Raw genomic sequence first — 19,665 nt, 5'->3', positions numbered from 1 at the left:
TGTCGACCACGGCCGAGAACCTGTCGGCATCGAAGAGCCGCATCGTCGATACCGACTTCGCAGCGGAAACCGCCAGCATGACCCGCGGCCAGATCTTGCAGCAGGCCGGTACCGCCATGTTGGCCCAGGCAAACCAGCTGCCGAACGGCGTGATGAGCCTGCTGCGTTAATGAACCTGCTGCATTGATGAAACTGCTGCGTTGATGAGCCTGCTAAGTTGACAAGCCTGCTACATGAGCCTGCCAGGCTGATCGGGCATCCACCTGCCTGAACAATAAAAATCCCCGGACTGCATCGCCAGCCGGGTTTTTTTGACGCGGCCTCCCACGCCGCGGAAGCACATCCCTGCCTCGCCACGAGGCCCGAGAGCCGTTCCTCACGGCTGACAATCCCCATCCCCTGCACCAAAGAAATAAATCCATACGGAAAAAAATACTTCCACAAATCCCTAAAGATTACCGATGGGAAACCGTAACCAGATACAACAGCGGCTTGATCGTCCCGGAACACGGGGACGGGCCAAAGTAAGCGAGCAAATGCCGAATCGAAGTATCTGTCTGGAGTAATACCATGGCTTCCCCAATCAACACCAACGTCGCATCCCTTAACTCGCAGCGTAACCTGAGCCAGTCGCAATCCGCACTGTCCACCTCGCTGCAACGCCTGTCCTCCGGCCTGCGCATCAACAGCGCAAAGGACGACGCTGCTGGCCTTGCAATTTCTGACCGGATGAATTCGCAGATTCGCGGCATGTCGCAAGCAACCCGCAATGCCAACGATGGCGTGTCGATGACGCAAACAGCCGAAGGCGCCCTGTCCTCGTCCGGCGACATCCTGCAGCGTATCCGCGAACTGGCCGTGCAATCGTCGAACAGCACCAACTCGGCTTCCGACCGCCAGGCCCTGCAGACCGAAGTCGGCCAGCTGTCGTCGGAACTGAACCGCATTGCCCAGACCACCACGTTCAACGGCCAGTCGCTGCTCGACGGCACGATGGGTACCGCGAACTTCCAGGTCGGCGCCGATGCCAACCAGCTGATCTCTGCCAACGGCGCGAACTTCCTGACCAGCACCTACGGCAACAACCGCGTGGCCGACGACCAGATCGCCGAAATCACGGATACCACCAACATTACCGCCGGCACGTTCACCATCAATGGTGCGCGCGGTTCGGCCAACGTCGACACCGTGGTGACCGACAACGCCGCGACGCCGCCAGTGGTCGGCGATACCGCAAAAAGCATTGCGGAAAAGATCAACAAGCAAACCGGCGACACCGGCGTGACGGCCACTGCCCGCACCGACGTCAACATGACCCTGACGGCCGGCACCGCCTACTCGTTCGACCTGAAGGGTGACAACGGCGAAGCGAAGACGATTTCGTTCACGACCGGTTCGGGCACCTCGGCCAGCGACTATGCATCGGGCATCAGCGCCATCAATGCGCAATCGGCCAGCACCGGCATTACCGCGCAGTACGACCAGGAAAACGGCGGCATCAAGCTGACCCATGCCAGCGGCAACGATATCGAGATTACCGACAGCTCGGAAACGATGGACCTGTCCACCTACAAGGCCGACGGTTCGAAAAACGAGGCGACCGAAGGCGTGAATGGCGGCCTGGTCAACGGCCGCATCACGATGGACTCCGCGCAGGGCTTCTCGATCGACGATAGCGCTTCCGGCCTGGACCTGGGCGGCTCCAACAACGGCTCCTCGAAGCTGAACTCGGTGGCAAACCTGGACGTGACGTCGTTCGAAGGCGCCCAGCTGGCCATCAAGATCGCCGACGCGGCACTGTCGACGGTCAACAGCCAGCGCGCCGAATACGGTGCACTGCAGTCGCGTTTCTCGTCGACGATCTCGAACCTGTCGACCACGTCGGAAAACCTGTCGGCATCGCGCAGCCGTATCGTCGATACCGACTTCGCTTCGGAAACCGCCGCCATGACCCGCGGCCAGATCCTGCAGCAGGCCGGTACCGCCATGCTGGCCCAGGCGAACTCGCTGCCGAACGGTGTGATGAGCCTGCTGCGTTAATTCGCGCAGGTAGCAACCGGTAAGCTTCGCGCCGGTTCACCCGTCACTCAACGGTTCCCCGTCTGGTCCAAACCAGCCGGGGAATTTTTCGCATCCAGGAGTTCATCATGACAATCGACCCGCTCGGCCTCGCCGCCATCCGGCCGGGGAACAGTTTCGCGGCCCAGGCGCCGCCGCCGGCAGCCAGCCGCGCACCCGCAGCGGCAGCCACTACCGCTACGACCGCCACCGCCACGGACGAGACGCCGCCAGCTGCCACGATCCCCGGCACCGACGGTTCGACCGACGCGCTGGACGACGCGGTCAGCAAGCTCAATGCCTCGGTCCACGCGCAAAGCCTGGAGTTTTCCATCGACGAGGACAGCAAGCGCACCATCGTCAAAGTCATCGACAGCGAGACGAAGGAGGTAGTGCGGCAGCTGCCGACTAAGGAAGCGCTGGAGATCGCCAAGTCGCTCGACAAGGCTTTCGGCCTGCTGATTCGCCAGCAAGCCTGACTGGCGGCTGGCTTGCGGCCACGCCGTACAGCGGGGCCGGCGCCTACACGGGCGTCGGCCCCGTTGCCATTGCGCTACCATCGGACGCATCGCGCAAACTGGGCTTTATTTCCCCCTCTCAAGTCTCGTTTGATTCTGCCGATAATGAACTACATTATCGCTTTCTCAGGAGCACAGCCGTGGCAACCATCACCGCATCCGGCGGCGTACTAGACGTCAGCAGCATCGTTTCCCAGCTGATGGCTGTCGAACAGCAGCCGCTGGCCAAGTTCCAGCAAAAGCAGGCGTCCTACCAGGCGACGCTGTCCGCCTATGGTTCGTTGTCCGGCGCCATCGGCGTCTTCCAGTCATCGCTCGGTGCCCTGAACAAGGCGTCCGACTTCAACGCGCTGAGCGCCACGCCGAGCAAACCCGAAGTCATGACTGCCTCGGCAACGTCGAAGGCCGTGGCCGGCAACTACAAGGTCAATGTCACGCAGCTGGCCCAGGCGCAAACGCTGACGACGCCGGGCATCACCAGCAACAAATCCGCGATCGGTCTCGGCGGCAAGACCACGCTGTCGTTCCAGTTCGGCACCGTCAGCGGCAATTATGGCCAGGCTGGCACCGCGCTGACCGGCGCTGTCGCCACGAACGGCATCAGCAACGGGTCGCTGACGATCAACGGCACCGCGATCGCCACCGACAGCACTACCAGCAGCGCCCGCGCACTGGCCGAAGCCATCAACGCGAAAAGCACGACGACGGGTGTCACCGCCACCGCCACGGCTACCGCGACGGACGGCACGCTGTTCAAGGTCTTCGGCGACGTGTCCACCACGTCCGGGACCTATGCGCTGAAGGTCGGCGGCATCGAGATCGCCGCCCTCGGCGAGAACGAGAGCGGCGTCACCTTCGCATCGATCGACGCGACGCTGGCCGGGCCGAGCACCGCGCTGACGGCACTGACGAACGCCGGCATTACCTTCACGGGCAGCGTTGAAAACGGCGACCTGACCTTCACGCGCGCCGATGGCTCGAACCTCGCAATCGAGGAAGTGGTAACGGGCGACGCCCAGGGCGGCATCGGCAAGCTCGCCGGCGCCGTCAACGCCGGCTCCAGCGTTACCGCTTCCAGCGGCGTTTCGCTGAGCTCCACGGACGCCAGCCCGATCACGATCGCCGGCAGCAATCCGGCTGCGGCCGGCCTCACGGCCGGCACCGGCGGCACATACCTCGGCGGCGGCTTCTCGCAGGATGCCAACGTGGCATCCGGCACGGTCACGATCGACTCCACCAACAACTCGCTGGAAGGCATTCGCGACGCCGTCAACAAGGCCGGCCTGGGCGTGACCGCCACCATTGTGTCGGACGGCAGCAGCACGCCTTACCACCTGGTGTTCACGTCGAATGCCACCGGTGCCAACTCGTCGATGAAGATTTCGCTGTCGGGGACCGACACCGATCCGCCCGATGCCGCGCTGGCCAACCTGCTGGCCTACGATCCGGCCGGCGAGCAGAAGATGTCACAGACTTCCGCCGCGCAGGATACCAAGCTGACGGTCAACGGCATTGCCGTCACCAGCAAATCGAACAATGTCGGCGAGGCGATCCAGGGCGTGAGCCTGACCGTGAACCAGATCGGCGCCAGCACGCTGGCGGTCAGCCGCAACACGGCACAGGTGAAGACCAATGTCGAAGCCTTCGTCAAGGCGTACAACGACCTCAGCGGCACGCTGAAAAAGCTGACGGGGTATAACGCCGATACCAAGTCGGCCGGTGCATTGCAGGGCGATTCGACGGCGCAGTCGGTCCAGTCGCAGATGCGCCGCATGCTGACTTCGAACATCACCGGCATCTCGGGTGCGTTCAGCAGCCTGAGCGACGTGGGCATCGGTTTCACGAAGGATGGCACGCTGGCACTCGATTCGACCAAGTTCCAGAAGGCCATCGACACCAATTTCGCCGATATCGGCACGCTGTTCGGCGCGGTCGGCAAGACCACCGACAACCAGGTTGCGTTCACCAGCTCCAGTGCCGCCACCAAGCCTGGCACGTATGACCTGAACATCACGCAAATGGCGACCCAGGGCGAGCTGACGACCGGCGCGGCAGTGCCGGCCAGCACCACCATCGCGGCCAACACCTCGTGGGCGGTCACGCTGAACGACACCAAGCCCAGCAGCAGCAAGAACATGGCCATGGTCACGATCCCGGCCGGTACCTATACCCCGGCCGAGCTGGCCAAGGTGGTGCAGTCGTCGATCAACGGCACCACGGCGTTTTCCAGTGCAGGCAATTCCATAACGGCTTCGATCGACGCCGACGGCAAGCTCGTCGTGTCGTCGGCGAAGTACGGATCGACCTCGAATATCGCCCTGGCGTCGGGCACCGGCACCACCACCGACAGCCTGTTTGGCGGCAGCACGGCGGTGGCCGGACTGGACGTGGAAGGCACGCTCGGCGGTCATCCGGTGACCGGATCGGGGCAAACCATGACAGGCAAGGCGGGTACGGATGCCGAAGGCCTGAAGATCGAGATTACCGGCGGCACCACCGGTTCGCGCGGCACCGTCAGCTTCTCGCAGGGCTATGCCTACCAGATGAACAACCTGGCCACCCAGATGCTGAGCAAGACCGGCCAGATCACCAGCCGCACGGACGGCATCAACCAGTCGATCAAGAATGTCCAGAAGCAGAGCGACGCGTTCACGGACAAGCTGGCCGGCATCGAAGCCCGCTACCGCAAGCAGTACGCCGCGCTGGACGTGATGCTGGCGAACATGCAGACGACATCGAATTATCTGACCCAGCAGTTGTCGGCCCTGGCCGCCAACAGCTGATCGCAACAAGGAACGAGGAGAACATTATGTTCGGAAGCCCCCAACGCGGCGTCAATGCGTACGCCAAGGTCGGCCTGGAAACCGGCGTCGCCGCGGCCTCGCCGCACAAGCTGATCACGATGCTGTACGACGGCGCCGTGCTCGCGGTGATCAACGCCACCACGCATATGAAGGCCGGCAATATCGAAGCGAAAGGCAAGGCCATTTCGCACGCGATCCAGATCATCGACAACGGCCTGAAGGCCAGCCTGGACAAGGAAGTGGGCGGCGAGATCGCCAGGAACCTCGATGCGCTGTACGAATACATGAGCTCGCGCCTGCTGACGGCCAACCTGCAGAACCAGGTCGAGATCCTGGACGAGGTGCGCGGCCTGCTGACGGACCTGCGCGATACGTGGAAGCAGATCGGCGAGGACGCCGGCGGCGCCCCGGCCGGTGGCACCCCGGTGGCCAACCACCGGCAGTAAGCAAGAACAAACAGCATAAAAACAAGCAGGACTTTTCCCGTTTCCAGGATTTACAAACGATGACGATGACCAATCATGACGTGCTGTCCGTGTATGCGGCAATGAGCGAACTGACCAACCAGATGGTGGCGGCCGCCAACGCTTCCGACTGGGAACACCTGCAGGACCTGGAACAGCGCATGAACGCGCACGTGGCCGTGCTGAAGGTCAACGAGGGCATGGTGCGCCTGGAAGGCGAGCAGCGCACGCGCAAGGCCACGCTGATCAAGCAGATGCTGGAAGACGACCGCAAGGTGCGCGACCTGATCACGCCATGGATGGCGCAACTGTCCCGGCTGATCAACAGCGCCGGCACGGAGCGGCGCCTGGTCAATGCCTATGGCGGCGTGTAAGCCGCCCCATGCGATAAACCGGTAAACGGAGCGACAAGCAGTGCAGACGCGGCTCGATTCTGCCGGGCTGCGGCCCCTGGTACCCGGTGGCGGCCAGCCGGCCGCCGATCCGCGGCAGGCCGCGTTCCAGCGCGCACTGGCGCCGATGGTGGGCAAGACCGTGCCCGGCGAAGTGCTGGCGAAGATCCCCGACGGCAGCTACCTGGTGCGCGTGGCGGACACCAATGCGCGCATGATGCTGCCCGGCGGTACGCAGGTAGGCGCCCAGGTGGCGCTGAACGTCGTGGCCGCGCACCCCAGGCCGCTGCTGCAGGTGGGGACCGAACAGGCCCAGCCCGCCACCGTGTACACCCCGCCGGGCGGAGCGTCCGCCGCATCCTCCCGCCCGATGAGCGCCGCCGCGGTGCTGCTGAACAAGGCGCCGCTGATCGCCGCCGACCAGCTCCCCACTCTCGACCATACTTCCGCGCAAGCCACGCTGAGTCCCGCCGCGCGCGCAATCGCCAGTGCGCTGACGCAGGCCTACACGGCGCCCGGTGCGCCGGTAACGATCCATGGCAAGCATCCGCTGGCGGCCGCCGGGGCGCCCGATCCCGCACGGGTCGAAACGGCCCTGAAAAATGTGCTGGGCGAATCCGGCCTGTTCTATGAATCTCACGTGGCCGAATGGGCCGAAGGCAAGCGCAGCCTGCAGGAACTGGCGCGCGAACCGCAGATGCAGCGGATGACGCAGCAGGGATCTTCCGAGGCGCTGGCGCGCGCGATGGGCGGTCCCGACCTGTCCGCCGCACAGATGATCAACCTGCAGCTGCACGCGCAGGAACAGGGCAAGGTGCAATGGCATGGCGAAGCGTGGCCTGGCCAGAAGATGCAGTGGGAGGTGGAACGCGAGGAGAACGACGGCCGTTCGCGCGGCGGCCGCGACGAGGCCGACGGGCAGCCGGTGTGGCGCAGCGGCGCGCGCTTCTCGCTGCCGCTGCTGGGCAATGTGGCGGCCAGTGTCACACTGGTCGGCGACCAGGTGCATGTGACCCTGCAATCCGGTACCGAGGAGTCGGCGGACGACCTGCGCGCGTGGTCCGGTATGCTGCAGCGGGCACTGGAGGCGGCCGGAACGCCGCTGTCGTCGCTGTCGATCGGTGCCGATGCGGAAAAGGAAACGGGCACGCAAGCAGGCGTGGCGGGAAATGCGGCCGGGGCGGTCGCGGCGCCGGAAGGAAATGCCGATGCGGCGTGACGAGGGCACCAAGCGCCCGCTGAACAGTGCCGCCGCCCTCGCCTATCGCGACGGCTCGGGGGCGCCGAAGGTGGTCGCCAAGGGACGCGGGCTGGTGGCGGAGCAGATCATCGCCGTGGCGGCCGAAGCGGGTGTCTACGTGCACGAGTCGAAGGAACTCGTGTCGCTGCTGATGGACATCGATCTCGACCGGCAGATTCCGCCCGCGCTCTACCGTGTCATTGCGGAACTATTGGCCTGGCTTTATCATATCGAAGCAGCAAAAAAATCCGGCACGGCGCCACCGCCCGCACCCGATACCGAAGCTGTCCTCCCCCCTTCCACATCTACCTCTGGCGAACCCTGATGCAACCCTTCATTGCGGACACGGATACCGAAAACTGGCACGATTTCGAGGTAGGATCGCGCCGTGAAATCATCGCGCTGCTACGCGCAATCTCTGACAAGAAACAGGAAGTGCGCGTGGCCGCGCGCGACGGCGGTGCCGTGTACACCACGTCGATCCTCGATGTCGACGGCGATACCGGCACCGTGCTGGTCGACCGCCCGCTCGACCCCGATTACGAGCGCGCCCTGCTCAGCGGCGACGTTTCGTTTGAAACCTCGCTCGACAAGATCCGCATCTTCTTCGGCACCGATCATTTGCAGGCATCGCTGCACGACGGCAAGCCGGCGCTGAAAATGGGCGTTCCCGCCAGCCTGATCCGGCTGCAGCGGCGCGAGTACTACCGGATGGCGACACCGCTGACGAACCCGGTGCGCGTCTCGATCCCGTTGCCGCCCGAGCTGGGCGGCGGCGTCGGCGTCTTCCCGCTGGCCGACATCAGCGTGGGCGGCATCGCCATCCTCGACAACCAGTTCGTACTGGGCGACACGATCGGCCGCGATTATGCGGAATGCCGCATCGAATTGCCGGACCTGGGCAATGTCACCACGGGCCTGCAGATCCGCAACATGCTCGACATGACGCTGCTCAACAACAACACCAACCGCCGCCTCGGCTGCCAGTTCACCGACATGGGCCGCGGCGCCGCCGCCGCCGTGCAGCGCTACATCACCAAGCTGGAACGCGAGCGCAACGCCCGCATCGCCGGACTGGGCTGATCGCAAAAGTTGCTTAAAAAATGGGGACGTACCCCATTTTTCAGGAAACATTGCTCGAAAAATGGGGTCCGTCCCCATTTTTCAGGAAACATTTCACACCTGCATGTTCATGATGTCGGTATAAGCCTGCACCAGCTTGTTGCGCACCTGGACGGTGGCCTGGAAGTTGATGCTGGCTTTCTGCATCTGGATCATCACGTCCGACAGGTTCACCGAATCGTCGCCGAGCTGGAACCGCTTCGACATGTCCTGCGCCTTGTTCTGGCTTTCCGCCACGGAATCGAGTGCGCCTTTCAAGGCGTTGGAAAAATCGACCTTGGTGGCCGGCTGCTCGGTCTGCACGACCGGCGGTGCGGCTTGCGGACGCGTGGCGGCCGCCTTCAGCTGGGCGATCATGGACTGGATCTGGCTGCTGTCGATACCGCCTGTGCGCATGGTGGACTCCGCTTGATGACTTGGGCTGTTGCTGTAGCGGAACAAATCCACGCAGAGTAAACATTGCCGCGCTACAATATGCATTCGGGCACCGGCAGCGTGCCAGTCCCTTTTCTACCCTCGCAGAATATCAGCCGGCATACCAGCGGCGGCGCCGAAGCAGGCCGGGAAACCGGCTTCTGTTCGGGGGATCGAAAGGCCGGGCGCGCACCCATAATTCGCATCACGCCCGCCCTGTCCGGGCTGCCCAACTCAACGTTCCCGGAATTCATCCATGGCCGCAGCTGCCGAACAACTCGACCTCGACGCCAACGCCGCCGGCGACGCGCGTCCACCGTTCTACAAGACCCCACTGGGCAAGAACATCATCCGCGGCGCCGCCGTGGCCGCGGTGCTGGCGGTGATCGCGATGGTGTGGATGTGGCAGACCCAGCCCGAATACCGCGTGCTGTTCGCCAATTACTCGGACCGCGACGGCGGCGCCATCACGGCCGCGCTGGACCAGATGCAGGTGCCTTACAAGTTCAGCGAAGGCGGCAATGCGATCCTGATTCCCGAGGAACAGGTGGCCGCCACGCGCCTGCGCCTGGCCTCCCAGGGCTTGCCGAAAGGCGGCAATGTCGGCTTCGAGCTGATGGAAAACCAGAAGCTGGGCATCTCCCAATTCCTCGAACAGGTCAATTACCAGCGCGCGCTGGAAGGCGAGCTGGCCAAATCCGTCGAATCGCTGGGCAGCGTGCAGGCGGCGCGCGTGCACCTGGCGATGCCGAAGCCTTCCGTGTTCGTGCGCGAACAGCAGCATCCGACCGCCTCGGTGGTGCTGACGCTGCACCCGAACCGTTCGATCGATCCCGGCCAGGTCAGCGCCATCGTGCACCTGGTCGCCTCCAGCGTGCCGGACTTGGCGCCGGCCAACGTGACGGTCGTCGACCAGCAGGGCAACCTGCTGTCGAACCAGAACAAGGACAGCAACACGGCCATCAAGAGCCTCGATGCGACGCAGCTGAAATACGTGCAGGAACTGCAGAACCAGATCATCAAGCAGGTCGAGAACATCGTCAAACCGATCGTCGGCGACCAGAACGTGCGCGCCGAAGCGGTGGCCGACGTGGACTTTTCCGCCGTCGAGCAGGCCGCCGAATCGTACAAGCCGAACTCGGCACCGGCACCGTCGGCGATCCGCAGCCAGCAAAGCAGCGAAACGACGGGCAACCAGAATGCCAACCCCAACGGCGTACCCGGCGCCCTGTCGAACCAGCCGCCCGGCACCGCGACCGCGCCGCTGACCACCACGCCGCCCGACGAGGCAGCGCCGCCGGGCACCGTTCCCGCCGGGGCCGGCGCGCCCGGCACGCTGCCGGGCCACAAGGAATCGACCACGAACTACGAAGTCGACAAGACCGTGCGCTACGAGCAGAAGGCCATTGCCGGCCTGAAGCGGATGACGGTGGGTGTGGTCGTCAACTACCGCCGCATCGTCGGCCCGGACGGCAAGGTGACCGTGCGCCCGCTCAGCGCCGAGGAGATGGCCAAGATCAACAGCCTGGTGCGCGAGGCGATGGGCTTCAACCAGGACCGCGGCGATTCCGTCAGCGTGGCCAACGTGCCGTTCGACGGCATCGACAAGCCGGCCGACCCCGTGCTCGACTGGTGGCGCGACCCGGCGAACCTGCCGCTGGCGGCCGAGATCGCCAAGTTCGCGATCGTGGCCCTGATCCTGCTGTACATCCTGCTGCGCGTGGTGCGTCCGATGATGCGGCCGGTATTCAAGAAGATCGACGAAATCAACGCGCCCGAACCCGAGCCCGAGGAAGAGATCGTCGAGGAACCCGCCGGGCCGACGGAAGAAGAGATCCGCGCCCAGGAACTGGCGGCAATGGAAGAAAGCACGGCGCGCACGTACCGCGACAACCTGGCGCTGGCGAAGAAACTGGCCACCGAGGACCCGCGCATCGTCGCCAACGTCATCAAGGCATGGATAGGCAACAATGACTGAAAATACCGGACTGCAAAAAGCAGCGATCCTGATGCTCGCCATGGGCGAGGCCGAGGCCGCGGAAGTGATGAAATTCCTCGGCCCGCGCGAGGTGCTCAAGCTGGGCGCGGCGATGGCGACGATGAAGAACGTGCCGCACGAGCAGGTGGTCGACGTGCTGGACGGCTTCCGCGACGAAGTGGCCGCGGCCTCCACCGTCGGCCTCGATTCCGACGAGTACATCCGCCAGGTGCTGACCAAGGCGCTGGGCGACGACAAGGCGTCGGTGCTGCTGTCGCGCATCCTGGGCGGCAAGGACGCGTCCGGCATCGAAAGCCTGAAGTGGATGGATTCGCAATCCGTGGCCGAACTGATCCGTAACGAACACCCGCAGATCATCGCCACCATCCTGGTCCACCTGGAGCGCGACCAGGCTTGTGAAATTCTGGGACACTTTACTGACCGGCTGCGCAATGACGTGGTGCTGCGGATCGCGACGCTGGATGGCGTGCAGCCGGCCGCCCTGCGCGAGTTGAACGACGTGCTGACCAAGCTGCTCTCGGGTAACGAGAACATCAAGAAGTCCACGCTCGGCGGCGTGCGCACCGCGGCCGAGATCCTGAACTTCATGAGCGGCGAGCAGGAAAACTCGGTCATGGAGAACATCAAGAACTACGACAACGACATGGCGCAGAAGATCATGGACGAGATGTTCGTGTTCGACAACCTGATCGACATCGACGACCGCGGCATCCAGCTGCTGCTGCGCGAGGTGCAGTCGGAAATGCTGATCATCGCGCTGAAGGGCGCTTCGCAGGAGCTGCGCGAGAAGATCTTCAAGAACATGTCGGCGCGCGCCAGCGAGATGATGCGCGAAGACCTGGAATCGAAAGGCCCGGTGCGGCTGTCGGAAGTGGAAACGCAGCAGAAAGGCATCCTGCAGATCGTGCGGCGCCTGTCCGACGAAGGGCAGATCGTCCTCGGCGGCAAAGGTGAGGATTCGTTCATCTAACGTTTCCCGACAACCGGTGACAGACACCGGTTTACTTGCAACGAATGTTCCAAAAAAACCGGTGTCTGTCACCGGTTTTGGGGGCAGATCCGACTCTGTAGTTGCTGTTTGAAGAAGAGGTAAGGCTTGGCGACTTTTCCAAAAGATGCGCAACCCGCGTTCCAGCGCTGGGAACTGAAATCGTTCGGCGACTTGCGGCCCAGCACGCTCGCGCAGCGCGAACGCGAGGAGGCCGAGGCGCGCGCCCGTGCCGAGCAGGCGGCGGCGCAGCAGGCGGCCGAGGCGGCGGCGCGGCAGGCCGAGTACCAGCGCGAGCTGAACGCTCCGCCCCCTGTCATCGGGCCGAGCGAGGAAGAACTGGCGGCGATCCGCGAGGAAGCGCGCCAGCAGGGTTACCAGGATGGCTACGCACAGGGACACCGCGCCGGCGAGGACGAGGCGATCCGCGAGGGAGAAGAAGCGCTGAAGGCGGCGCTGGCCCCGCTGGCAACCCTGGCCGACAATTTCGCCGAGGCGCTGCGCGGCGCCGACCAGTTGATCGCCAATGACGTGCTGGACCTCGCCCTGCACCTGGCGCGCAATATGCTCAAGCAGGCGCTGCCGGCCAAGCCGGAACTGATCGTGCCGATCGTCCAGGATGCGATCGCCTACCTGCCGACGATGCAGAAGCCGGCGGTGCTGTTCCTCCATCCCGACGATGGGGCGATCATCCGAGGCGCCATGGGCGAAGAACTGGACAAGGGCGGCTGGATCGTCAGCGACGACCCGACCATCGAACGGGGCGGCTGCCGCATCGATACGCCAAGCAACCAGATCGATGCCCAGGTGCAGGCGCGCTGGGCGCGGCTGGCGCACGCGGTCGGCAAGAACCTCGACTGGCTGGAGCACGATTAAATGGACACCTCCGTCCAGGGCCCCGAACAGCACGCCAACCGCTGGCGCTCTTACCTGAACGACTGCGGCACCCTGCTCGACTTCGAAGCAGTCGGACTCAGGTAGGCGGGACAAGCACATATGGATACTCAAGTACAAGGCCCCGAACAGCATGCCAACCGCTGGCGCTCTTACCTGAACGACTGCGGCACCCTGCTTGACTTTGTCGAGCCGATGCAAGTGTCCGGCCGCGTCACGCGCGTGGCCGGTCTCGTCATGGAGGCGGTCGGCCTGCGCCTCGCCGTCGGTGCCGCCTGCACGGTGCCGTTGCCGGCGGGTGGCAAGGTCGAAGCCGAGGTGGTCGGCTTCGAGGGCGACCGGCTGTTCCTGATGCCGCAAAGCGACGTGGAAGGCATCGTGCCGGGCACGCGCGTGTTCCCGATCGAACCATCGATCCCCAAGCCGGGCTCCGTCACGCACCCGCGCCGGCGCACCAGCGACCGCGCGCGGCAATTGCCGGTGGGCCCGGAACTGCTGGGCCGCGTGGTCGATGCGGCCGGCCGCCCGCTCGACGGCCTGGGACCGATCCAGACCAGCGATTCGGCGCCGATCAATGTGCGCCCCGCCAACCCGCTGGGCCGCGCGCCGATCGTGGAAACGCTGAACGTGGGCGTACGCTGCATCAACGGCATGCTGACCGTCGGCCGTGGTCAACGGATGGGGCTGTTCGCCGGCTCCGGCGTCGGCAAGTCGGTGCTGCTCGGCATGATGGCGCGCTATACCGAGGCGGACGTCATCGTCGTCGGGCTCATCGGCGAGCGGGGCCGCGAAGTCAAGGAATTCATCGAGCACATCCTGGGCGAGGAAGGCCTGGCGCGCTCGGTCGTGGTGGCGGCGCCGGCCGATACGCCGCCGCTGATGCGCATGCAGGGCGCCGCCTACTCGACGGCCATTGCCGAGCACTTCCGCGACAAGGGCCAGGACGTGCTGCTGATCATGGATTCGCTGACGCGCTACGCGATGGCCCAGCGCGAAATCGCCCTGGCCATCGGCGAACCGCCGGCCACCAAGGGCTATCCGCCTTCCGTGTTCGCCAAGCTGCCGGTGCTGGTGGAACGGGCCGGCAACGGCGAAGTAGGCGGCGGCTCGATCACCGCCTTCTACACCGTGCTGACCGAGGGCGACGACCAGCAGGACCCGATCGCCGACTCCGCGCGCGCGATCCTCGACGGCCACATCGTGCTGAACCGCCGCCTCGCCGAGGCAGGCCACTACCCGGCGATCGACATCGAGCAATCGATCAGCCGGGCGATGCATTCGATCACGTCGCACGACCACCAGAACAAGGCGCGCCGCCTGAAGCAGCTGTTTTCCGTGTACGAGCGCAGCCGCGACCTGATCGCAGTGGGCGCTTACACCCCCGGCACGGACCCGAAGATCGATGAAGCCATCAAGCTGCACGACCGCATCGAGCATTTCCTGCAACAAAAGATCACCGAGCGGGTCGACATGACGGAGAGCTTGGAGCAATTAGCCACGCTGTTCGACTGATTGATGCATCCGGCGCTCCGTATAATTTTCCATCATGGCCTCGACATCCCAACTTGAAACACTGATCGACATGGCGCGCACCGAAACGGACGATGCGGCCAAGCGCCTCGGTGCGGCCCTGAAGGCCGTCAGCGATGCCGAAGACAAGCTGAACATGCTGATCGGTTATCGCGACGAATACAGCCGCAAGTTCCTGGCGAACCAGCAGGCCGGCATCACGCCGATGGCTTACCGTAACTTCCAGGCCTTCATGGAAAAGCTCGACAGCGCCATCCACGGCCAGGAAGAAGTACTGCGGCACACCCGGAAACGCGGCGAACTGGAAAAGGCCACGTGGCAGGCGGCCGAGCGCAAGCGTGTGTCGTATTGCACGCTGCGCGACCGCGAGGCGACCAAGCAGCAGAAGCTGGAAGCCAAGCGCGACCAGAAAGCAATGGACGAGCACGCGTCGCGCCAGGCGTTTTTCCGGCGTTAATCCTTTATCTCCCAAGGCGCTTCATGCAGACCCAGTCCATCAAGAACCAGTCAACGAACCCGCTGCAGCCGCCGAAAAGCGCGCCGCTGCCCAGCAGCGACTTCAAGAACGCGCTGACGCTCGAGATCGAACGCATGCCCGTGTGCGCGGCGCCCGAACAGCCGGCCCCGGCGGCATCGCAGAGCAAGGCGCCGGTGAAGAATGCGCAAGCGGCAAAACCCGCACAGCAGGCAAACCGGCCGCAGGAGGCCGGCCGCGCCGACCAGGCCGATTCCGCCGCCAGCGCCAGCGAGGCGGCCGACGCCAGGCCGGCGACGGCGGCGCAGCCTTCCGGCGAAAACGACAGCGCCGACGAAGCCGACGACAGCGCGGTGGCCGATCCGGCCGCCGGCATGCTGGCGATGCTGGCCGCCTACGGCCAGCTGACGGCCAAGGCGGAGCTGGCCACCGACAGCGGGAGCGCGACCGCGGACCTGGCCACGGACGCCGCCGCGCTGGCCGCCCTCCAGGCGGACGCGGCCGGTAAAGCCACGCTGGCCGACCTGGCTGCCCGCGCGCGCGGCACGGATGGCTCATCCACGTCCGCACTGCAGGATGCGCTGTCGGAACAGGGCGGTGCCGGGCGGATGCCGAACGGGGGCACCGGACTGGCGCTGGGCGCCGACCAGAAGGCCCAGGCGTTTGCCGCGCGCCTGGCCGAGAGCGCGGCCGAGACCCTGGCTGCGACGCTGGCCGACGCCGCGCCGGCGGCCCAGCCGGTGGCGGCGCCAGCCGCGCAAGCGCTGGCCGCGACCATGCAGGCCGCCAATGCGGTGGCCGCCAGCCAGCTGCAGGCCCGGGTCGGCACGAATGTCTGGGAACAGCAACTGGGCCAGAAAGTGGTGTGGATGGTGGCCGGCGGCGACCAGAGCGCCTCGCTGACGCTGAATCCCCCCGATCTCGGTCCGCTGCAGGTCGTGCTGAACGTATCGAACGATTCCGCCACCGCCACCTTCACGGCGCACCAGCCGGAGACCCGGCAGGCGATCGAGAACGCGCTGCCCAAGCTGCGCGAAATGATGGGCGAGGCCGGCATCGTGCTGGGCGACGCGTCGGTATCGGCCGGCTCGCAGGAACAGCAGCAGGCATTTGCCGAACAGGCCGCCCGCAATGGCGGCGGCCGCTACGGCAATGGCGGCAATGGCGGCGATGGCGGCGATGCCGCCGCCCCGGAAGATGGCCAGCCGGTCATCCGCCGCACGGTGCTGGGCGCCGTCGACACCTTCGCCTGAACCGGCAACGCACCCTTATACGGCAGAGCTGGCGGGTCTTTGGCCCGCTGTTTCGCGTATCCCGACGCGCCGCCTCTGCCGATAATGCCATAATGGCGATACGTATCCATTAGCAAGATCGTGCGACAGCACAAGTAAAGTTGAAAGCAAAATCAAACATGAAAGCTGACCCAAAGGCTGAAGCGGCACCTGCCGGTGGCGGCAGCAAGAAACTGGTCATCATCCTCATTGCCGTGCTGGTCCTGGTACTGGCCGGCGGCGGCGCGGCCGCGTTCTTCCTGCTGAAGGGCGGCGATGCTGCGGAGTCCGAACACGCGGAGGAAACCGCCAAGCCGAAGAAGAAAAAGAAAAAGGGCGACGAGGGTCCGCCCGTGTATGTGACGGTCGAGCCGTTCACGGTCAACCTGAACCCGGAAGAAGGCGAGCAGTACCTGCAACTGGCGTTCACGCTGCAGGTACCGGATGCCGAGCAGTCGGACATCATCAAGAACAACATGCCGAAGGTGCGCAGCCGTATCCTGCTGCTGCTGTCGTCGAAGAAGGCTTCGGAGATCAACACGCCGGAGGGCAAGGTCCAGCTGGCCAAGGAAATCCAGGAGCAGGTGAACCAGCCGTTCCAGGAACACGACTACGACCAGGAAGTGTCGGAAGTCCTGTTTACCTCGTTTATTATCCAGTAAGCATCCAGCACCCCAATAAACCCCGGAATCCAGCGCAACCATGGCGGATAATTTTCTCTCCCAGGAAGAAGTCGATGCCCTGCTGAAAGGCGTCAACGGCGACCAGGACGACGTTGCGGCGCCGGAAGAAGTCGCGGGAGTCAGAACCTACAACCTGGCTACCCAGGAGCGCATCGTGCGCGGCCGGATGCCGACGCTCGAGATCATCAACGAGCGCTTCGCCCGCCTGCTGCGCGTGGGGCTGTTCAACTTCCTGCGCCGCAGCGCGGAAGTGTCGGTGGGCTCGGTGCGGGTGTCGAAGTACAGCGAATTCATCCGCAACCTGGTGGTGCCGACCAACCTGAACCTGGTGCACATGAAGCCGCTGCGCGGCACGGCGCTGATGGTATTCGACCCGGGCCTCGTGTTCCTGCTGGTCGACAACCTGTTCGGTGGCGACGGCCGCTTCCATACCCGTGTCGAAGGCCGCGACTTCACGGCGACCGAACAGCGCATCATCCTGCGCATCCTCGATATCGTGTTCGAGGCCTACACGAAATCGTGGGAACCGGTGTTTCCCGTCGAGTTCGAATACATCCGCTCGGAGATGAACACGCAGTTCGCCAACATCGCCACGCCGAACGAAGTGGTGGTGGCGTCGACGTTCACGGTGGAACTGGGCTCCGTGTCGGGCCAGATCCACTTCTGCATGCCGTACTCGATGATCGAACCGATCCGCGACGCGCTGACGTCGTCGCTGCAGGGCGAGGCGCTGGAAGTGGACAAGCGCTGGATCCGCCTGATGACGCAGCAGATCCAGATCGCCGAAGTGGAACTGGTGGCGCGGCTCGGCACCGCCAAGGTAAGCTTCGACGAGATCCTGAACATGCGCGTGGGCGACGTGATTCCGCTGAATATACCGGAAACAATCGAGGCCACGGTGGATGGCGTGCCGGTGCTCGATTGCACATACGGCGTGCTGAACGGACAATACGCGCTGAAGGTCGAGCGGCTGCTCGCCAACAGCGACAACTTAAGCAAGTAGGAGCACATCATGGCGGATAACCAGGACGACCAGAGCCTCGACGACGATTGGGGCGCGGCGATAGCCGAACAGGCCAAGGCCGAAGCGGAGGCATTGCAGAAGGAGGCCGCCACCGCTGCCGTGTTCAAGGATTTCTCGAAGGCGGCAACGCGTACGGAAACCCATAACGACATCGACTTCATCCTCGACATCCCGGTCCAGCTGACGGTGGAACTGGGCCGCACGAAGATCGCCATCAAGAACCTGCTGCAACTGGCGCAGGGCTCGGTGGTCGAGCTCGACGGCCTGGCCGGCGAACCGATGGACGTGCTGGTGAACGGCTGCCTGATCGCCCAGGGCGAGGTGGTGGTGGTGAACGACAAGTTCGGCATCCGCCTGACCGACATCATCACGCCTTCCGAACGCATCCGAAAACTGAATAAATGAAGCGTGTCCTGGTTTCCGCACTGCTGGCAGGCGGCGTCCTGGCCGGCAGCGTTGCGTTTGCGCAGCCGCAGGCCACCGCGCCCGCGCCTTCCACCGCCCCTGCGCCCGTCATCACCAATCCCGCCGACCGCACCGTCGCGCCCGTGAAGGCGGGCGAGCCGGCCACCGTCGTTTCGCCCGAACAGGCGCCGGCGCCGGGCCCGGTGCCGCCACCGGCCGCCACGCCGGAACAGCAGGCCGTGCTGGCCGGTGCCCGCACTGCGACGCCGCCGGCCATGCCCACGGCCCCATCGGCGGCGGGCAGCCTGCTGCAGACGGTGGCCGCGCTGGCCTTCGTGCTGGCCATCCTGGTCGGCCTGGCGTGGGCGCTGAAGCGCTTCGGCCCGCGCAATGTCACCGGCGGCAGTACCGTGAAGCTGGTCGGCGCGCTGTCGGTCGGCGCGCGCGAGCGCATTCTCGTCGTCGAGGTCGGCGACCAGTGGATCGTCGTCGGCGCCTCGCCGGGCCGCATGAACGCGCTGGCCACGCTGCCGCGGCAGGAAGACGACCTGGCCGGTTCGGCCGATCCGGCCCGGCAGCACGCGCTGCCGGCGACCAATTTCTCCGAATGGTTCAAGCAAACGATTGAAAAGCGCAATGGCAAGTAAATTCGTTCGAGCACTGCCGTTGATGCTCATGGCACTGCCGCTGGTGGCGGCTGCGGAACCCACGATTCCCGCCTTCACGAGCACGCCCGCGCCGGGCGGCGGCGTCCAGTATGGGCTGACGCTGCAGACGCTGATCCTGATGACGGCGCTGACGTTCCTGCCCGCCGTGCTGCTGATGATGACGGGCTTTACGCGGATCGTGATCGTGCTGTCGCTGCTGCGGCAGGCGATGGGCACGCAGTCGGCGCCGCCGAACCAGGTGATGGTCGGGCTGGCGCTGTTCCTGACGTTCTTCGTGATGGGCCCCACCTTCGACCGCATCTACACCGAGGCTTACCAGCCGCTGCAGGCCAACCAGATCACGATGCAGCAGGCCATCGAGCGCGGCGCGGCACCGCTGAAGACCTTCATGCTCAAGCAAACCCGGCAGGCCGACCTGGCGCTGTTCGTGAAGATCTCGCGCAGCCCGGCGCTGCAAGGGCCGGAAGACGTGCCGATGCGGATCCTGGTGCCCGCCTTCATTACCAGCGAGCTGAAGACGGCATTCCAGATCGGCTTCGCGATCTTCATCCCCTTCCTGATCATCGACATGGTGGTGGCTTCCGTGCTGATGGCGATGGGGATGATGATGATGTCGCCGGCCGTGATCGCGCTGCCGTTCAAGCTGATGCTGTTCGTGCTGGTCGACGGCTGGCAACTGCTGCTGGGCTCACTGTCGCAGAGTTTTTATTAGGAAT

General features: G+C 64.8%; 21 protein-coding genes. 20 read left to right on the top strand and 1 reads right to left on the bottom strand.

Annotation, left to right across the window (positions count from 1 at the left end):
- The 9 genes from FHS02_RS29710 to FHS02_RS29670 form a co-directional block, all read left to right on the top strand.
- On the top strand, positions 1-170 hold a 170-nt coding region (locus FHS02_RS29710; RefSeq protein ID WP_260115675.1), incomplete at its 5' end, for a flagellin.
- Positions 171-570: 400 nt separating this feature from the next.
- Entirely contained in the window at positions 571-2,040 is a 1,470-nt protein-coding gene (locus FHS02_RS29705) for a flagellin N-terminal helical domain-containing protein (protein WP_137314265.1), read from the top strand.
- Positions 2,041-2,147: 107 nt separating this feature from the next.
- Entirely contained in the window at positions 2,148-2,537 is a 390-nt protein-coding gene (locus FHS02_RS29700) for a flagellar protein FlaG (protein WP_137314266.1), read from the top strand.
- Between the two features lie 179 nt (positions 2,538-2,716).
- Positions 2,717-5,359: a flagellar filament capping protein FliD gene (fliD, locus tag FHS02_RS29695; protein ID WP_229422693.1), complete on the top strand. Its 2,643-nt coding sequence runs from the start codon at positions 2,717-2,719 to the stop codon at positions 5,357-5,359.
- Positions 5,360-5,385: 26 nt separating this feature from the next.
- Positions 5,386-5,826 (top strand): flagellar export chaperone FliS, encoded by a 441-nt coding sequence (gene fliS / locus FHS02_RS29690; protein ID WP_137314267.1) that lies wholly within the window; start codon positions 5,386-5,388, stop codon positions 5,824-5,826.
- A 59-nt stretch (positions 5,827-5,885) separates the two neighbouring features.
- Positions 5,886-6,218, top strand: a complete 333-nt coding sequence (locus tag FHS02_RS29685; protein WP_229422695.1) for a flagellar protein FliT — start codon at positions 5,886-5,888, stop codon at positions 6,216-6,218.
- Between the two features lie 40 nt (positions 6,219-6,258).
- Entirely contained in the window at positions 6,259-7,455 is a 1,197-nt protein-coding gene (locus tag FHS02_RS32010; RefSeq protein ID WP_137314268.1) for a flagellar hook-length control protein FliK, read from the top strand.
- Positions 7,439-7,801, top strand: a complete 363-nt coding sequence (locus FHS02_RS29675; protein ID WP_137314269.1) for an EscU/YscU/HrcU family type III secretion system export apparatus switch protein — start codon at positions 7,439-7,441, stop codon at positions 7,799-7,801. Before FHS02_RS32010 ends, FHS02_RS29675 begins: the two co-directional genes overlap by 17 nt.
- Positions 7,801-8,559 carry a flagellar brake protein gene (locus FHS02_RS29670; RefSeq protein ID WP_137314270.1) on the top strand — a complete coding sequence of 253 codons (759 nt, stop codon included), beginning with the start codon at positions 7,801-7,803 and terminating at the stop codon, positions 8,557-8,559. Before FHS02_RS29675 ends, FHS02_RS29670 begins: the two co-directional genes overlap by 1 nt.
- A 93-nt stretch (positions 8,560-8,652) precedes the next feature.
- Here FHS02_RS29670 and fliE read toward each other — a convergent pair whose 3' ends face one another.
- Positions 8,653-8,994: a flagellar hook-basal body complex protein FliE gene (fliE, locus tag FHS02_RS29665; protein ID WP_137314271.1), complete on the bottom strand. Its 342-nt coding sequence runs from the start codon at positions 8,992-8,994 to the stop codon at positions 8,653-8,655.
- A gap of 274 nt (positions 8,995-9,268) precedes the next feature.
- On the opposite strand from fliE, the gene fliF reads away from it, so the two are divergent.
- From fliF to fliP, 11 genes are all read left to right on the top strand, one after another.
- A complete protein-coding gene (gene fliF, locus FHS02_RS29660) occupies positions 9,269-10,990 on the top strand; it encodes a flagellar basal-body MS-ring/collar protein FliF (RefSeq protein WP_137314272.1) in 1,722 nt (573 codons plus the stop codon).
- Positions 10,983-11,981: a flagellar motor switch protein FliG gene (gene fliG / locus FHS02_RS29655; RefSeq protein WP_137314273.1), complete on the top strand. Its 999-nt coding sequence runs from the start codon at positions 10,983-10,985 to the stop codon at positions 11,979-11,981. Before fliF ends, fliG begins: the two co-directional genes overlap by 8 nt.
- A gap of 126 nt (positions 11,982-12,107) precedes the next feature.
- Positions 12,108-12,875 (top strand): flagellar assembly protein FliH, encoded by a 768-nt coding sequence (locus FHS02_RS29650; protein WP_137314274.1) that lies wholly within the window; start codon positions 12,108-12,110, stop codon positions 12,873-12,875.
- A 120-nt stretch (positions 12,876-12,995) separates the two neighbouring features.
- Positions 12,996-14,405: a flagellar protein export ATPase FliI gene (gene fliI, locus FHS02_RS29645; protein ID WP_137314275.1), complete on the top strand. Its 1,410-nt coding sequence runs from the start codon at positions 12,996-12,998 to the stop codon at positions 14,403-14,405.
- A gap of 34 nt (positions 14,406-14,439) precedes the next feature.
- Positions 14,440-14,880, top strand: coding sequence for a flagellar export protein FliJ (gene fliJ / locus FHS02_RS29640; RefSeq protein WP_137314276.1), 441 nt, complete (start codon positions 14,440-14,442; stop codon positions 14,878-14,880).
- Between the two features lie 23 nt (positions 14,881-14,903).
- Complete coding sequence (locus tag FHS02_RS29635) at positions 14,904-16,151, top strand: flagellar hook-length control protein FliK (RefSeq protein ID WP_137314277.1); 1,248 nt, start codon at positions 14,904-14,906, stop codon at positions 16,149-16,151.
- Positions 16,152-16,309: 158 nt separating this feature from the next.
- Positions 16,310-16,831: a flagellar basal body-associated protein FliL gene (fliL, locus tag FHS02_RS29630; protein ID WP_137314278.1), complete on the top strand. Its 522-nt coding sequence runs from the start codon at positions 16,310-16,312 to the stop codon at positions 16,829-16,831.
- Positions 16,832-16,871: 40 nt separating this feature from the next.
- Positions 16,872-17,855, top strand: coding sequence for a flagellar motor switch protein FliM (fliM, locus tag FHS02_RS29625; RefSeq protein ID WP_131144338.1), 984 nt, complete (start codon positions 16,872-16,874; stop codon positions 17,853-17,855).
- A 9-nt stretch (positions 17,856-17,864) separates the two neighbouring features.
- The gene (gene fliN / locus FHS02_RS29620) at positions 17,865-18,281 is read left to right on the top strand and encodes a flagellar motor switch protein FliN (RefSeq protein ID WP_137314279.1); all 417 of its coding nucleotides are present in this window, start codon (positions 17,865-17,867) and stop codon (positions 18,279-18,281) included.
- Entirely contained in the window at positions 18,278-18,928 is a 651-nt protein-coding gene (gene fliO / locus FHS02_RS29615; RefSeq protein ID WP_137314280.1) for a flagellar biosynthetic protein FliO, read from the top strand. Before fliN ends, fliO begins: the two co-directional genes overlap by 4 nt.
- Positions 18,918-19,661: a flagellar type III secretion system pore protein FliP gene (fliP, locus tag FHS02_RS29610; protein WP_137314281.1), complete on the top strand. Its 744-nt coding sequence runs from the start codon at positions 18,918-18,920 to the stop codon at positions 19,659-19,661. The genes fliO and fliP overlap by 11 nt, the downstream gene beginning before the upstream one ends.
- Positions 19,662-19,665: the final 4 nt, after the last annotated feature.

The sequence above is a fragment of the Pseudoduganella umbonata genome (genome assembly GCF_014192225.1).
Taxonomy (GTDB): Bacteria; Pseudomonadota; Gammaproteobacteria; order Burkholderiales; family Burkholderiaceae_D; genus Rugamonas; species Rugamonas umbonata.
Note: the sequence above shows the minus strand (reverse complement) of the source record. Positions and strands in the feature narration are given on the sequence as shown.

Coding starts and splice junctions, on each gene's coding strand:
- fliI (WP_137314275.1), top strand. CDS start 12,996: ATGGATACTCAAGTACAAGGCCCCGAACAGCATGCCAACCGCTGGCGC.
- fliF (WP_137314272.1), top strand. CDS start 9,269: ATGGCCGCAGCTGCCGAACAACTCGACCTCGACGCCAACGCCGCCGGC.
- fliO (WP_137314280.1), top strand. CDS start 18,278: ATGAAGCGTGTCCTGGTTTCCGCACTGCTGGCAGGCGGCGTCCTGGCC.
- FHS02_RS29635 (WP_137314277.1), top strand. CDS start 14,904: ATGCAGACCCAGTCCATCAAGAACCAGTCAACGAACCCGCTGCAGCCG.
- FHS02_RS29700 (WP_137314266.1), top strand. CDS start 2,148: ATGACAATCGACCCGCTCGGCCTCGCCGCCATCCGGCCGGGGAACAGT.
- fliS (WP_137314267.1), top strand. CDS start 5,386: ATGTTCGGAAGCCCCCAACGCGGCGTCAATGCGTACGCCAAGGTCGGC.
- FHS02_RS29685 (WP_229422695.1), top strand. CDS start 5,886: ATGACGATGACCAATCATGACGTGCTGTCCGTGTATGCGGCAATGAGC.
- fliE (WP_137314271.1), bottom strand. CDS start 8,994: ATGCGCACAGGCGGTATCGACAGCAGCCAGATCCAGTCCATGATCGCC.
- fliP (WP_137314281.1), top strand. CDS start 18,918: ATGGCAAGTAAATTCGTTCGAGCACTGCCGTTGATGCTCATGGCACTG.
- fliM (WP_131144338.1), top strand. CDS start 16,872: ATGGCGGATAATTTTCTCTCCCAGGAAGAAGTCGATGCCCTGCTGAAA.
- fliL (WP_137314278.1), top strand. CDS start 16,310: ATGAAAGCTGACCCAAAGGCTGAAGCGGCACCTGCCGGTGGCGGCAGC.
- FHS02_RS29675 (WP_137314269.1), top strand. CDS start 7,439: ATGCCGATGCGGCGTGACGAGGGCACCAAGCGCCCGCTGAACAGTGCC.
- fliN (WP_137314279.1), top strand. CDS start 17,865: ATGGCGGATAACCAGGACGACCAGAGCCTCGACGACGATTGGGGCGCG.
- fliJ (WP_137314276.1), top strand. CDS start 14,440: ATGGCCTCGACATCCCAACTTGAAACACTGATCGACATGGCGCGCACC.
- fliG (WP_137314273.1), top strand. CDS start 10,983: ATGACTGAAAATACCGGACTGCAAAAAGCAGCGATCCTGATGCTCGCC.
- FHS02_RS29705 (WP_137314265.1), top strand. CDS start 571: ATGGCTTCCCCAATCAACACCAACGTCGCATCCCTTAACTCGCAGCGT.
- FHS02_RS29670 (WP_137314270.1), top strand. CDS start 7,801: ATGCAACCCTTCATTGCGGACACGGATACCGAAAACTGGCACGATTTC.